This is a genomic window from Pseudomonas sp. Van50, from assembly GCF_055390755.1.
Window position 1 is genome coordinate 460,514 of sequence record NZ_AP024343.1, and the last position, 12,983, is coordinate 473,496.

The 12,983-nt window shown below is 62.8% G+C and carries 10 protein-coding genes; all 10 read left to right on the forward strand.

Annotation, left to right across the window (positions count from 1 at the left end; genetic code table 11):
- Positions 1-118 precede the first annotated feature (118 nt).
- The 10 genes from hutU to ACZ5M5_RS02040 all read left to right on the forward strand — a co-directional run bounded on the left by hutU (position 119) and on the right by ACZ5M5_RS02040 (position 12,954).
- Positions 119-1,807, forward strand: a complete 1,689-nt coding sequence (hutU, locus tag ACZ5M5_RS01995; protein ID WP_039592729.1) for a urocanate hydratase — start codon at positions 119-121, stop codon at positions 1,805-1,807.
- Between the two features lie 150 nt (positions 1,808-1,957).
- Complete coding sequence (locus tag ACZ5M5_RS02000) at positions 1,958-3,424, forward strand: purine-cytosine permease family protein (RefSeq protein ID WP_464738508.1); 1,467 nt, start codon at positions 1,958-1,960, stop codon at positions 3,422-3,424.
- A gap of 69 nt (positions 3,425-3,493) precedes the next feature.
- On the forward strand, positions 3,494-4,462 hold the full coding sequence (locus ACZ5M5_RS02005; protein ID WP_014336129.1) for an ABC transporter substrate-binding protein: 969 nt from the start codon (positions 3,494-3,496) through the stop codon (positions 4,460-4,462).
- 71 nt (positions 4,463-4,533) lie between these two features.
- On the forward strand, positions 4,534-5,385 hold the full coding sequence (locus tag ACZ5M5_RS02010; RefSeq protein WP_003196893.1) for an ABC transporter permease: 852 nt from the start codon (positions 4,534-4,536) through the stop codon (positions 5,383-5,385).
- Positions 5,382-6,212 carry a quaternary amine ABC transporter ATP-binding protein gene (locus tag ACZ5M5_RS02015; RefSeq protein ID WP_050586211.1) on the forward strand — a complete coding sequence of 277 codons (831 nt, stop codon included), beginning with the start codon at positions 5,382-5,384 and terminating at the stop codon, positions 6,210-6,212. The genes ACZ5M5_RS02010 and ACZ5M5_RS02015 overlap by 4 nt, the downstream gene beginning before the upstream one ends.
- A gap of 219 nt (positions 6,213-6,431) precedes the next feature.
- Positions 6,432-7,955, forward strand: a complete 1,524-nt coding sequence (hutH, locus tag ACZ5M5_RS02020; RefSeq protein WP_464738509.1) for a histidine ammonia-lyase — start codon at positions 6,432-6,434, stop codon at positions 7,953-7,955.
- A gap of 129 nt (positions 7,956-8,084) precedes the next feature.
- Positions 8,085-9,617, forward strand: a complete 1,533-nt coding sequence (gene hutH, locus ACZ5M5_RS02025; protein WP_060739586.1) for a histidine ammonia-lyase — start codon at positions 8,085-8,087, stop codon at positions 9,615-9,617.
- A gap of 110 nt (positions 9,618-9,727) precedes the next feature.
- Positions 9,728-10,930: an imidazolonepropionase gene (gene hutI / locus ACZ5M5_RS02030; protein WP_464738510.1), complete on the forward strand. Its 1,203-nt coding sequence runs from the start codon at positions 9,728-9,730 to the stop codon at positions 10,928-10,930.
- Positions 10,931-10,941: 11 nt separating this feature from the next.
- A complete protein-coding gene (hutG, locus tag ACZ5M5_RS02035) occupies positions 10,942-11,745 on the forward strand; it encodes an N-formylglutamate deformylase (RefSeq protein ID WP_060739584.1) in 804 nt (267 codons plus the stop codon).
- 261 nt (positions 11,746-12,006) lie between these two features.
- Positions 12,007-12,954, forward strand: a complete 948-nt coding sequence (locus ACZ5M5_RS02040; protein WP_464738511.1) for a choline ABC transporter substrate-binding protein — start codon at positions 12,007-12,009, stop codon at positions 12,952-12,954.
- Positions 12,955-12,983 lie beyond the last annotated feature (29 nt).

Consider the following 12,983-nt stretch of genomic DNA (forward strand, 5'->3'; position numbering starts at 1 on the left):
TGCTTGTACATACAAGTAAAGACGTATGCGTATGAGTCACCGATCTTCTACGCAACGTTCGCTAAATCGCTGCCCACTGCCCGGGCTGGTCTGGATTGATCGCTGAGGAGTTTTTGCTGTGACCGACGCTACCCGCAAACCCGAAAAATACCGTGACGTTGAAATCCGCGCCCCTCGCGGTAACACGCTGACCGCCAAGAGCTGGCTGACTGAAGCGCCGCTGCGCATGTTGATGAACAACCTCGACCCGGAAGTGGCCGAGAACCCCAAGGAACTGGTGGTCTACGGTGGCATCGGCCGCGCGGCGCGCAATTGGGAGTGCTACGACAAGATCGTCGAAAGCCTGACCAACCTGAATGACGACGAAACCCTGCTGGTGCAATCCGGCAAGCCGGTGGGCGTGTTCAAGACCCACAGCAACGCCCCTCGTGTACTGATCGCCAACTCCAACCTGGTGCCGCACTGGGCCAGTTGGGAACACTTCAACGAACTCGACGCCAAGGGCCTGGCCATGTACGGCCAGATGACCGCCGGCAGCTGGATCTACATCGGCAGCCAGGGCATCGTCCAAGGCACTTATGAAACCTTCGTCGAGGCCGGTCGCCAGCACTACGACTCCAACCTCAAGGGCCGTTGGGTCCTGACCGCCGGCCTGGGTGGCATGGGCGGCGCGCAACCCCTGGCCGCGACCCTGGCCGGTGCGTGCTCGCTGAACATCGAGTGCCAGCAGGTCAGTATCGATTTCCGCCTGAAAACCCGTTACGTCGACGAGCAAGCCAAAGACCTCGACGACGCCCTGGCGCGCATCGAGAAATACACTGCCGAAGGCAAGGCGATTTCCATCGCACTGTGTGGGAACGCTGCCGAAATCCTGCCGGAAATGGTCCGTCGTGGTGTGCGCCCGGACATGGTCACCGACCAGACCAGCGCCCACGATCCCCTCAACGGTTACCTGCCGGCCGGTTGGACCTGGGACGAATACCGTGCCCGCGCCAAGACCGAGCCCGCAGCCGTGGTGAAGGCCGCCAAGCAATCGATGGCTGTCCACGTCAAAGCCATGCTCGCCTTCCAGAAAATGGGCGTGCCGACTTTCGACTACGGCAACAACATCCGCCAGATGGCCCAGGAAGAGGGCGTCGAAAATGCCTTCGACTTCCCTGGTTTCGTCCCGGCGTATATCCGTCCGTTGTTCTGCCGTGGCATCGGCCCGTTCCGTTGGGCTGCGCTGTCCGGCGACCCCCAGGACATCTACAAGACCGACGCCAAGGTCAAGGAACTGATCCCCGACGACGCCCACCTGCACAACTGGCTGGACATGGCCCGCGAGCGCATCAGTTTCCAGGGCTTGCCGGCACGTATCTGCTGGGTCGGCCTGGGCCAGCGCGCCAAGTTGGGCCTGGCCTTCAACGAGATGGTACGCAGCGGTGAATTGTCGGCACCGATCGTCATCGGTCGCGACCACCTGGACTCCGGTTCCGTGGCCAGCCCGAACCGTGAAACCGAATCCATGCAGGATGGCTCCGACGCCGTTTCCGACTGGCCCCTGCTCAATGCCTTGCTCAACACCGCCAGCGGCGCGACTTGGGTGTCGTTGCACCACGGTGGTGGCGTCGGCATGGGCTTCTCCCAGCATTCGGGCATGGTGATCGTCTGCGACGGTACCGACGAAGCGGCCGAGCGCATTGCTCGCGTACTGCACAACGACCCGGGCACCGGGGTGATGCGCCATGCCGATGCCGGTTACCAGATCGCCATCGATTGCGCCAAGGAACAGGGGCTGAACTTGCCGATGATCACCGGCAAATAACCCCGGCCCTTGTGGGAGCGAGCTTGCTTGCGATGAGGGCGTGTCAGTCAACAGCATTGTCTGCTGATACACCGCTATCGCGAGCAAGCTCGCTCCCACAGGGAAGCAGTGGCGCAAATGAATTCCAGAACAATCCACAGAGGTTGAACCATGGCTGTCACCCGCACACGCGCAAGCAGCAAGCCGTTGATCGAGAAACGCTCGATCGACTACATTCCGGAAGCGGAGAGACACGGTCGGCTGTTGAGCCAGTTCACCCTCTGGATGGGGGCCAACCTGCAAATCACGGCCATTGTCACCGGTGCATTGGCGGTGGTGCTGGGCGGTGATGTGTTCTGGTCGTTGATCGGTTTGCTGATCGGCCAAGTGCTCGGCGGTGGCGTCATGGCCTTGCATGCCGCGCAAGGGCCCAAGCTTGGCCTGCCGCAGATGATCTCCAGCCGGGTGCAGTTCGGTGTGTATGGCGCGGCCATCCCGATCGTGCTGGTGTGCCTGATGTACCTGGGTTTCACCGCGACGGGCACCGTGCTTTCCGGCCAGGCGCTGGGGCAGTTGCTCAGTGTCAGCGGCAGTGCGGGCATCCTGATCTTCGCCAGTGTCATCGTGCTGGTGACAGTGCTGGGTTATCGGGTGATCCATTTCATCGGCCGGGTTGCCAGCATCATTGGTGTGATTGCCTTCGTTTACCTGTTCGCTCGCCTGATCAGCCAGACGGACGTTGGCGCACTCCTGCAAATCCGCCATTTCAGCTGGAGCAGTTTCCTGCTGGCGGTGTCGCTCGCGGCCTCCTGGCAGATCGCCTTCGGCCCCTACGTGGCTGACTATTCGCGTTACCTGCCGAGCAAGACGTCCTCGGTGAAAACCTTTTTCGCCGCAGGCGCCGGCTCGGTCATCGGCGCACAGGTGGCGATGATCCTCGGCGTGTTTGCCGCCGCCTCGGCCAACGGGCAGTTCGCCGGTCACGAAGTGGCCTACATCGTTGGCCTGGGGGGCACCGGCGCCACCGCTGCGCTGCTGTACTTCAGCATCGCGTTCGGCAAGGTCACCATCTCCACGCTGAACTCCTACGGCAGCTTCATGTGCATTGCCACCATCATCAGCGGTTTCCGGGGGCATCTGAACGTCACGCGCTTGCAGCGTCTGGTCTTCGTGCTGTTCATCGTCGGCGCCGCGACCCTGATCGCGCTGCTCGGCCAGCACTCGTTCCTCGGTGCGTTCAAGTCTTTCATCCTGTTCTTGCTGGCGTTCTTTACGCCTTGGAGCGCGATCAACCTGGTGGACTACTACTGCATCACCCGCGAGCGCTATGACGTGCCGGTACTGGCCGACCCGAACGGCCGCTACGGTCGGTGGAACGCCTTGGGTATCAGCGTCTATGTCTTCGGTGTACTGGTTCAATTGCCCTTCATCGCCACCAAGTTCTATACCGGTCCGCTGGTGGGAGCCATGGGCGGTGTGGATATCTCCTGGATCATCGGTCTGGTGGTCCCGGCGGCGCTGTATTACGTCCTCGCCAAGAAGTGGCACAGCGCAGTACCCGATCAATTGATCCTGCCGCTCGAGCAGGACGCGGTTGACGCACAACCGAGCAGGGCGGGCCGCATTCAAGCGGTCTGATGGACGTTGACAGGGCTGGATGCCTCTTGACTGCCGTAAGCCAATCCAACTGATTAGGAGCGTCACATAATGAAGTCGAACAAGACCCTGCTGACCACATTGCTTTCCATGGGCCTGCTGGCCAGCGCCGGCGCCACGCAAGCGGCGGGTTGGTGCGAGTCGGGTAAACCGGTGAAGTTTGCCGGCCTGAACTGGGAAAGCGGCATGCTGCTGACTGACGTCCTGCAAGTGGTGCTGGAAAAAGGCTACGACTGCAAGACCGACAGCCTGCCGGGCAACTCCATCACCATGGAAAACGCCCTGAGCAGCAACGACATCCAGGTGTTCGCCGAAGAATGGGTCGGCCGCAGCGAGGTGTGGAACAAGGCCGAGAAGGCCGGCAAGGTGGTCGGCGTCGGTGCCCCGGTGGTGGGCGCCATCGAAGGCTGGTATGTGCCGCGCTACGTGGTTGAAGGCGACGCCAAGCGCAAGCTCGAAGCCAAGGCCCCGGGCCTGAAGAACATTGCCGACCTGGGCCAGTATGCCGCCGTGTTCAAGGACCCGGAAGAACCGTCCAAGGGCCGTTTCTATAACTGCCCGGCCGGTTGGACCTGTGAGCTGGACAACAGCGAAATGCTGAAAAGCTACGGCTTGGAAAAAACCTACACCAACTTCCGGCCAGGCACCGGCCCGGCCCTGGATGCGGCGGTGTTGTCGAGCTACAAGCGTGGCGAGCCGATCCTGTTCTATTACTGGTCGCCAACGCCACTGATGGGCCAGGTGGACCTGGTGAAACTGGAAGAAAAACCGGGTGTGGATAAAAGCGTGAGCATCAAGGTCGGCCTGTCCAAGACGTTCCACGACGAAGCCCCGGAACTGGTGGCGGTGCTGGAAAAGGTCAACCTGCCGATCGATATCCTGAACCAGAACCTTGGGCGCATGGCCAAAGAGCGGATCGAGTCGCCGAAACTGGCGAAGATCTTCCTGAAGGAACATCCTGAAGTCTGGCACGCCTGGGTCAGTGAAGACGCTGCCAAGAAAATCGACGCGGCTCTGTAGGTCGAATCTTTCCCGGCCAACCGTGGGGCTGGCCGGGACGTTCACCGCATCCACTTGATCGAGAGTCTCTTATGTTTCCCGAAAGCTTTACCTTCTCCATCGCCGATTGGGTCAACGGTTGGGTCGACTCCCTGGTGACCAACTATGGCGATGTGTTCCGGCACATCTCCGACACCCTGCTGTGGGCCATCGTCAATCTGGAAGGCCTGTTGCGCATGGCGCCCTGGTGGCTGATGCTGGCCATTGTCGGTGGCATTGCCTGGCACGCCACCCGCAAGGTCGTGGCCACGGCAGTCATCGTCGGCCTGTTGTTCCTGGTGGGTGCGGTAGGCCTGTGGGACAAACTGATGCAGACCCTCGCCCTGATGCTGGTGGCGACGCTGATCTCGGTGTTGATCGGCATTCCCCTGGGCATTCTTTCGGCGCGCAGCAACCGCCTGCGTTCGGTGTTGATGCCGTTGCTGGACATCATGCAGACCATGCCGAGCTTCGTGTACCTGATTCCGGTGTTGATGTTGTTCGGCCTGGGCAAGGTCCCGGCGATTTTCGCCACGGTGATCTACGCCGCGCCGCCATTGATCCGCCTGACCGACCTGGGCATCCGCCAGGTGGACGGCGAAGTGATGGAAGCCATCAACGCCTTCGGCGCCAACCGCTGGCAGCAGCTGTTCGGCGTGCAACTGCCCCTGGCCCTGCCGAGCATCATGGCCGGGATCAACCAGACCACCATGATGGCCCTGTCGATGGTGGTCATCGCCTCGATGATCGGTGCCCGTGGCCTGGGCGAAGATGTGCTGGTGGGCATCCAGACCCTCAACGTCGGGCGCGGCCTGGAAGCGGGGCTGGCCATCGTGATTCTCGCCGTGGTCATCGACCGCATTACCCAGGCCTATGGTCGTCCTCGGCATGAGGTGAGCAAATGAGCAACGCAGCCATCAGCAAGATCGAAGTCAAGAACGTCTTCAAGATTTTCGGCAATCGCTCCAAGGAAGCCCTGGAGCTGATCCGCCAGAACAAGACCAAGGACCAGGTGTTGGCCGAAACCGGCTGCGTGGTCGGCGTCAACGACCTGTCGCTGAGCATCGGCACCGGTGAGATCTTCGTGATCATGGGCCTGTCCGGCTCCGGCAAGTCCACCCTGGTGCGCCACTTCAACCGGCTGATCGATCCTACGAGTGGCGCGATCCTGGTGGACGGCGAAGACATCCTGCAACTGGACATGGACGCCCTGCGCGAATTTCGCCGGCACAAGATCAGCATGGTGTTCCAGAGCTTCGGCCTGCTGCCCCACAAGAGCGTGCTGGACAACGTCGCCTATGGCTTGAAAGTGCGTGGCGAGAGCAAGCAGGTGTGCGCCGAGCGGGCGCTGCACTGGATCAACACCGTGGGCCTGAAAGGCTACGAGAACAAATACCCGCACCAGCTCTCCGGCGGCATGCGCCAGCGTGTGGGCCTGGCCCGGGCCTTGGCGGCGGACACCGATATCATCCTGATGGACGAAGCCTTCAGCGCCCTCGACCCGCTGATCCGTGCGGAAATGCAGGACCAGTTGCTGGAGCTGCAAAAGACCCTGCACAAGACCATCGTCTTCATCACCCACGACCTCGACGAGGCCGTGCGCATCGGCAACCGCATCGCGATCCTCAAGGACGGCAAGCTGATCCAGGTCGGCACGCCCCGGGAGATCCTGCATTCGCCGGCGGATGAGTATGTCGATCGGTTTGTGCAGCGCAGGGCTGCGGTGGTGTAAGGCTGTGGTGGCCGGTATGTGCTTTTGTGGCGAGGGAGCTTGCTCCCGCTCGGGCGCGCAGCGGCCGCTTTTTTGGGCCTGCTGCGCAGTCCAGCGGGAGCAAGCTCCCTCGCCACAAGGGCGCCCTACTTTGGAATGCGTACCCTGTGGGAGCGAGCTTGCTCGCGATAGGGCCGGCAAAGCTGCATCAATATTCAAGTTGCACAGACGAGGTTGAGGATGTCCCAGGCTGAAAAAATCGTAATCACCGGCGCTCCGTTGCGCTGGCAGGACGTCGTCGCCGTCGCCCGCTTCGGTGCCGAGCTTGAGCTGTCGACCCAGACCTGGGCGCGGATCGACAATGCCCAGGCCATCGTCCAGCGCATTGTCGAAAGCGGCGAGCGCGCCTACGGCGTCAATACCGGCCTGGGGGCCTTGTGCAATGTCTCGCTCAAGGACGAACAACTCAGCCAACTGTCACGCAACACCCTGCTCAGCCATGCCTGTGGCGTCGGCGCGCCGCTGACGGATGAACAGACCCGGGCGATCCTCTGCGCCGCCATCCTCAACTACAGCCAGGGCAAGTCCGGCATCCATCGCCGGGTGGTGGAGGCGTTGTTGGCACTGCTCAATCACGGCATCACACCGCAAGTGCCGTCCCAGGGTTCGGTGGGTTACCTGACCCACATGGCCCACATCGGCATCGCGCTGCTGGGGGTTGGTCAGGTCAGCTATCGCGGACAAATAGTCCCGGCGCAACAAGCCTTGGCCGCCGAGGGTTTGCACCCGGTGCAACTGGGGGCCAAGGACGGTCTGTGCCTGGTCAACGGTACGCCGTGCATGACCGGCCTCAGTTGCCTGGCCCTGGCCGATGCGACGCGGCTGGTGCAATGGGCCGACGTGATCGGCGCCATGAGCTTCGAGGCCCAGCGCGGCCAGATTGCCGCCTTCGATGCCGAGATCATCGCCCTCAAGCCGCACCCGGGCATGCAGCAGGTCGGGGTCAACTTGCGGGCCTTGCTCGACGGCAGCGAGGTCATCGCCGCGAGCCTGGGCATTCGCACCCAGGATGCCCTGAGCATCCGCTCGATCCCCCAGGTGCACGGCGCGGCTCGCGATCAGTTGGCCCACGCCCGGCAACAGATCGAAACCGAACTCAATGCGGTCACCGATAACCCGCTGTTGCTGGGTACGCCGGAAAACTTCCGGGTCATGTCCCAGGCCAACCCCCACGGTCAGTCGGTGGCCTTGGCGGCGGACCTGCTGGCGATTGCCATGGCCGAAATCGGCTCCATCGCCGAGCGTCGCCTCGACCGCTTGATCAACCCCCACGTCAGCGGCCTGCCAGCCTTCCTGGTGGCCAATCCCGGCGTGAACTCGGGGATGATGATCGTGCAATACGTCGCCGCGTCGCTGTGCGCGGAGAACAAGCAACTGGCGCAACCGGCGGTGCTGGACAATTTCGTCACCTCCGGTTTGCAGGAAGACCACCTGAGCATGGGCACCAACGCCGCCCTGAAGCTGCACCGGGCGCTGGAAAACTGCACGCAGATCCTCGCCATCGAGTACCTGCTGGCGGCCCAGGCCTTTGAGTTTCTCAAGGCCCAGCGTTTCGGCGCCGGCACCGACATCGCCTGGAAACTGCTGCGCGAGCGCGTGCCGCCCTACGACCAGGATCGCTGGCTGGCGCCGGACATCGCCAGTGCCGCCGGCCTGCTCAAAGACCCAAACGTGCTGCACAACGTATTACCGAATTTGAATTGATCAAAAAAGCGCCAGCGTGCCAAGGCACCTCTTGCCCACAAGGCATCGCCCAAAAAGCGAAGGTGACGGATAACGGAACATTCCGGAGCGACTGGCGGGTGAAAACAAAACTCTCAAAAGGAGCAATACATGACTGCCTTAAACCTGATTCCCGGCCAATTGAGCCTGGCTCAATTGCGTGACATCTATCAGCACCCGGTGACCTTGAGCCTGGATGCCAGTGCCTCGGCGCAGATCGAGGCCAGCGTCGCCTGCGTGGAACAGATCCTCGCCGAGAACCGCACCGCCTACGGCATCAACACCGGTTTCGGCCTGCTGGCCTCGACCCGCATCGCCAGCGAGGACCTGGAAAACCTGCAGCGTTCCCTGGTGCTGTCCCATGCCGCCGGCGTGGGCGAGCCGATCAGCGATGCGCTGGTGCGGCTGGTCATGGTGCTCAAGGTCAACAGCCTGAGCCGGGGCTTTTCCGGCATCCGTCGGCAGGTGATCGATGCGCTGATTGCGCTGGTCAATGCCGAGGTCTACCCGCACATTCCGCTCAAGGGGTCGGTCGGTGCGTCCGGTGACCTGGCGCCGCTGGCCCACATGTCCCTGGTGCTGCTGGGTGAAGGCAAGGCCCGCTACAAGGGCGAATGGCTGCCGGCCGTCGAGGCGCTGAAAGTCGCCGGCCTTGCGCCGCTGACCCTGGCCGCCAAGGAAGGCCTGGCGCTGCTCAACGGCACCCAGGTCTCCACTGCGTTTGCCCTGCGTGGCCTGTTCGAAGGTGAAGACCTGTTCGCCGCGGCCCTGTCCCTGGGCAGCCTGACGGTGGAAGCGGTGCTCGGTTCGCGCTCGCCGTTCGACGCGCGGATCCATGCCGCTCGCGGCCAGAAAGGCCAGATCGATGCCGCCGCCGCTTACCGCGATCTGCTGGGCGAGCGCAGCGAAGTCTCCGATTCGCACCAGAACTGCGACAAGGTCCAGGACCCGTACTCCCTGCGTTGCCAGCCGCAAGTGATGGGCGCGTGCCTGACCCAGTTCCGCCAGGCCGCTGAAGTGCTGGTGATCGAAGCCAACGCGGTGTCGGATAACCCGCTGGTGTTCGCCGCCGAGGGTGACGTGATTTCCGGCGGCAACTTCCACGCCGAACCGGTGGCGATGGCCGCCGACAACATGGCCTTGGCGATTGCCGAAATCGGCTCCCTGAGCGAGCGCCGGATTTCGTTGATGATGGACAAGCACATGTCGCAGTTGCCGCCGTTCCTGGTGGCCAATGGCGGGGTGAACTCCGGCTTCATGATCGCCCAGGTCACCGCGGCGGCCCTGGCCAGTGAAAACAAGGCGCTGTCCCATCCCCATTCGGTGGACAGCCTGCCGACCTCGGCCAACCAGGAAGACCACGTCTCCATGGCCCCGGCCGCCGGCAAGCGCCTGTGGGAAATGGCCGAGAACACCCGTGGGATTCTGGCGGTGGAATGGCTCGCGGCCTGCCAGGGGCTGGACCTGCGCGGCGGTTTGAAGACCTCTTCCAAACTGGAGCGGGCCCGTGGTCTGTTGCGTGCAGAAGTGCCGTTTTATGAGAAGGACCGCTTCTTTGCGCCGGACATCAATGCGGCCAGTGAGTTGCTGGCGAGTCGGTGCCTGAACGAATTGGTCACGGCGCAGTTGTTGCCGAGCCTGTAAGGGCCTCATCGCGAGCGAGCTCGCTCCCACAGGGGTTTTGAGTGCATCAGAAATCCTTGTGGGAGCGAGCTCGCTCGCGATTCGATTTTGAACGCGACGAGGAAACCGGGATGAAAACCCTCTGGCAAAACTGCCACGCCGCCACCATGGCCCAGGGCGTCTACTCGATCATCGAAGACGCCGCCATCGTCACCCAGGGCGAGCACATTCACTGGATCGGCCCGCGTGCCGAATTGCCGATGGGGGACTACCCGGCGGTCAACGACCTCAAGGGCGCCTGGGTCACGCCGGGGTTGATCGACTGCCACACCCACACGGTATTTGGCGGCAACCGCAGCGGTGAGTTCGAACAGCGCCTGCAAGGCGTCAGCTACGCCGAAATCGCGGCGGCCGGCGGTGGCATCGCCAGCACCGTGCGCGCCACCCGCGCCGCCAGTGAAGACGAACTGTTCGCCAGCGCCGCCAAACGCCTGAAAAGCCTGATGCACGACGGCGTGACCACGGTGGAGATCAAATCCGGCTACGGCCTGGACCTGGCCAGCGAACGCAAGATCCTTCGCGTCATTCGCCGTCTTGGCGCCGAGTTACCGGTCAGCGTACGCAGTACCTGCCTGGCGGCCCACGCCTTGCCACCGGAGTACAAGGATCGCGCCGATGACTACATCGAACACATCTGCACCGAGATGCTGCCAGCCCTGGCGGCCGAGGGGCTGGTGGATGCGGTGGATGCCTTTTGCGAATACCTGGCGTTTTCCCCGGCGCAGGTCGAGCGAGTGTTTATCACCGCGCGACAACTGGGGCTGCCAGTGAAGCTGCACGCCGAACAATTGTCGTCTCTGCACGGTTCCAGCCTGGCGGCGCGCTACCAGGCGCTGTCGGCCGATCACCTGGAATTCATGACCGAGGACGACGCCAAGGCCATGGCCGCTTCCGGCACCGTGGCGGTGTTGCTACCGGGGGCGTTTTATTTCCTGCGGGAAACCCAACTGCCGCCCATGGATGCCCTGCGCAAGCACGGGGTGAAAATCGCCGTGGCCAGCGACCTCAACCCCGGCACCTCGCCGGCGCTGTCGCTGCGCTTGATGTTGAACATGGCCTGCACCTGTTTCCGGATGACCCCGGAAGAAGCCCTGGCAGGGGCGACGATTCATGCGGCCCAGGCCTTGGGCATGGCGCAAACCCACGGTTCGCTGGAAGTCGGCAAGGTCGCGGATTTTGTCGCCTGGCACATCGACCGCCCGGCCGACCTGGCGTACTGGCTCGGTGGCGATCTGGAAAAACGCGTCGTGCGTCACGGCGTGGAAATCGATTGAGGAGATTGGTTGTGGAGAAGGTCCTGAATTTCAAGCAAGGGCGCGTGCCGCTGTTGGTCAGCATGCCCCACGCCGGCCTGCGCCTGACCCCGGCGGTGAAGGCCGGGTTGATTCCCGAAGCCCAGAGCCTGCCGGACACCGACTGGCACATTCCCCAGCTCTATGAGTTCGCCAATGAGTTGGGCGCCAGCACCCTGGCCGCCGAATATTCACGGTTCGTCGTCGACCTGAATCGCCCCTCCGATGACAAGCCGATGTACGTCGGCGCCACCACCGGTTTGTACCCGGCGACGCTGTTCGATGGCGTGCCGTTGTTTCGCGAAGGGCTGGAACCGTCGGCCGAGGAACGGGCGACGTATCTGCAGCAGGTCTGGATGCCGTACCACCAAGCACTGCGGCAGGAACTGGCGCGGCTCAAGGCCGAGTTCGGCTACGCCTTGCTGTTCGACGCCCACTCGATCCGTTCGGTGATCCCGCACCTGTTCGACGGCAAGCTGCCGGACTTCAACCTCGGCACTTTCAACGGTGCCAGTTGCGACCCGACCCTGGCCAGCCAGCTCGAAGCCATCTGCGCCCGCCACGGCCAGTTCACCCATGTGCTCAACGGGCGTTTCAAGGGCGGACACATCACGCGGCACTACGGCAACCCGGCCGAAGACATCCATGCGGTGCAACTGGAACTGTGCCAGAGCACCTACATGGAAGAATTCGAACCGTTCAACTACCGCCCGGATCTGGCGGCGCCGACCCAGGTGGTGCTCAGGGAGTTGCTGGAAGGTTTCCTGGCGTGGGGGCAGAAGACCTACAAACATTAATCCCTGGCAAGGCAGCTTTGGTGGCGAGGGAGCTTGCTCCCGCTCGAGTGCGTAGCGCTCGTGAAATCTGGGGGCCGCTGCGCAGCCCAGCGGGAGCAAGCTCCCTCGCCACAAAAGCATTCATGCCTGCCTACCTGTCGCCACCGTGCAAAACCGAGTCGCCACAGTTCATCTTGACCCCCTCGACGCTGCGTAATGTTCCGGTCACGGTGCGCCAAGACACCGCCCTACAATAATCCGCTGCCGCACGAGACCCTCGCGATGAAAAGACTGTTCAAACGCTGTCTGTCGTTCCTCTGCGGTACCGTTCTACTCAGCACCGGGGCGATGGCCGCCGAGCCTGCGTCCTGCCAGGCCGTACGCATGGGCGTGGTCAACTGGACCGATGTGATCGCCACCAGCGGCATGGCCGATGTGCTGCTCACCGGTCTGGGCTACGACAGCAAGCAGACCAGCGCCGTGCAACAGATCATCTTCGCCGGCATCCGCGACAAGCGGCTCGACATCTTCCTGGGGTATTGGAAGCCGGCGATGGACAAGAACATCGCCCCGTTCCTGGCGGCCAACCAGGTGAAGGTACTGGACAAGCCAAGCCTGGCCGACGCCCAGGCTACATTGGCCGTACCGGATTACGTGGCGGCGGCGGGGCTCAAGACCTTTGCCGACATCGCCCGGTTCAAGGATCAGCTTGGCGGCAAGATCTACGGCATCGAGCCGGGCAGCGGTGCCAACACCACCATCAAGACCATGATCGAGACCAACCACTTCGGCCTCAAGGATTTCAAGCTGATCGAGTCCGGTGAAGCAGGCATGCTGGCGGCGGTGCAGCGGGCGGTGAACCGCAAGGAGTTTGTGGTCTTCGTCGGCTGGACCCCGCACCCGATGAACATCAACATGAACATCACGTACCTGACCGGCAGCGAGGACGTCTATGGTCCGAACGAAGGCGCCGCGACCGTCTCTATCGTGACCGCGCCGGACTACGCCCAGCGTTGCCCGAACGTGAGCCGGCTGTTGGAAAACCTCACCTTCACCGCCGCCCAGGAAAGCCAGTTGATGGTGCCGATCATGGAGCGCAAGACACCCCAGGACGTCGCCCGCCAATGGCTGCGCGAGCATCCCGAGGATCTTCAGCGCTGGCTGGCGGGTGTCACGAGTTTCGATGGCAAGGAGGGCGTGGCGGCGGTGCAGGCCAGTCTCAAGAACTGAGGCGATTTTCCGGGCACTGATAACCCCTG

Excerpts from the sequence above, each read along its gene's own strand:
- ACZ5M5_RS02000 (WP_464738508.1), top strand. The coding sequence starts at position 1,958 with ATGGCTGTCACCCGCACACGCGCAAGCAGCAAGCCGTTGATCGAGAAA.
- ACZ5M5_RS02005 (WP_014336129.1), top strand. The coding sequence starts at position 3,494 with ATGAAGTCGAACAAGACCCTGCTGACCACATTGCTTTCCATGGGCCTG.
- ACZ5M5_RS02010 (WP_003196893.1), top strand. The coding sequence starts at position 4,534 with ATGTTTCCCGAAAGCTTTACCTTCTCCATCGCCGATTGGGTCAACGGT.
- ACZ5M5_RS02015 (WP_050586211.1), top strand. The coding sequence starts at position 5,382 with ATGAGCAACGCAGCCATCAGCAAGATCGAAGTCAAGAACGTCTTCAAG.
- hutH (WP_464738509.1), top strand. The coding sequence starts at position 6,432 with ATGTCCCAGGCTGAAAAAATCGTAATCACCGGCGCTCCGTTGCGCTGG.
- hutH (WP_060739586.1), top strand. The coding sequence starts at position 8,085 with ATGACTGCCTTAAACCTGATTCCCGGCCAATTGAGCCTGGCTCAATTG.
- hutI (WP_464738510.1), top strand. The coding sequence starts at position 9,728 with ATGAAAACCCTCTGGCAAAACTGCCACGCCGCCACCATGGCCCAGGGC.
- ACZ5M5_RS02040 (WP_464738511.1), top strand. The coding sequence starts at position 12,007 with ATGAAAAGACTGTTCAAACGCTGTCTGTCGTTCCTCTGCGGTACCGTT.